The organism is Endozoicomonas sp. SESOKO2 (genome assembly GCF_024606245.1).
Classification (GTDB): domain Bacteria; phylum Pseudomonadota; class Gammaproteobacteria; order Pseudomonadales; family Endozoicomonadaceae; genus Endozoicomonas_A.
In genome coordinates this window covers 1-1,328 of sequence record NZ_JAHHPQ010000659.1, presented here as the reverse complement: position 1 = coordinate 1,328, position 1,328 = coordinate 1, and the positions used below count along the sequence as shown (strand labels likewise).

The window sequence follows — 1,328 nt, the reverse complement described above, 5'->3', positions numbered from 1 at the left end:
TGATTCAGGAAGCTGTGCAGAACAGTTTCAGAGAGTTTCCATCCAATCGACTTTCCCGGGAGCAGCTAGCCCGTCAACTCAGTTTTATTCTTCTGGAAATGCAGGAGCGTTTTCTCCGCGGCAAGGCGCTTCGTTCTCTCAGCTTCAAGGTAGACAAGCAAAAACAGAATCCGCAGATTGCCGGAGATCCGGCATTTCATCTTTACCTTTCCTTATTGACTGAAACGTTTAACCGTCATCCCACCCTCTGGCACACAGGCAGCAGTGAACGTCGCCACTATCAGGAAGACCTCTCCGCCCTGTTTATGAAAGCCGCTGATCGTGAAGATTATGGTAAGGAGTGGTACCAGCAGATTCGCAGAATTCTGGACGGTGAAAAGCCGGTGCCTGTGACTCCACCACCGCCTGCTCAGGAAACGGTCAGGTATCACTACGAGGATGACGACGAATACGAAGGCTGGTTTGAACTCACTACCTTTAGAGTGATGCTTGGGATGGGGGCTATGGTTGGCGTGTTTGCTGCCAGCATAGTTTACCAGGTGATCTCTGAACATGAAGCCGAATCGCAAAGGCAGCAATCCCAGCAGGAGGAGGAGCTGAAAAAGCAGTTAGGCAAAAAACTGAACAAACCAGAGCGAAAAGATCCCAAAGGAAGGGACTGGCAACCCGGTATAGAGGACAAGGAGGAGGTCAAGCGCATTATGGAAGGCTTTCCAGAAAAGGTTTGGAAGAATGTAATGATCCAGGCCGGGCTGATGAGTCCTTTATTCTGTAGAATGGATCTGGATGATATCTTAATGCAGTTGCAGCTGTCAGCGCTCTACAGTCATTTGAGGGAAGCGCGTTATATCTGGACAGAAGAAGATGAAATACAGCACAAAAGACAGCAGGAAGAATTTGCAAAACGTCATAAAAAGGAGCAGGAAGAGGCGGCTAAAAGAGCCAGAACGGTCACTCATACTTCATCAACAACTCACCAACAAGACGACTGGGGGGGCTTATTCTCCTCCGGTTCAAGCTTGACTTATAATTTTTCAAGCAGCGAAGATGGCAGTGGTTCTACCAGCTTTGGTACAGCAACGACTACTGAAGTTCAGGGTCGGGATGCAGGCTGGAATTGAAGTTATTTGTAAGATTTCACGTTTGAGGGCCTTGCAGTGTTCTCATTTGGCTGCCGGGAACGTCAGGGTTAAAAACAGTTCGCAATAATCTATTATAATCTAAATCTATCTAATATAATCTCAAGAATGGATAAGAGATTAGTGAAGATAGCTGAGGCAGCTCGTTTACTTGGTACAGACCCAGTAACACTACGAAAATGGGAAAGT

General features: G+C 47.1%; 1 protein-coding gene. It reads left to right on the top strand.

Features of this window, described 5'->3' with window-relative positions; genetic code table 11:
- The coding region (locus KDK17_RS16235; RefSeq protein ID WP_257253525.1) for a hypothetical protein at positions 1-1,121 on the top strand (1,121 nt) is incomplete at its 5' end.
- Positions 1,122-1,328: the final 207 nt, after the last annotated feature.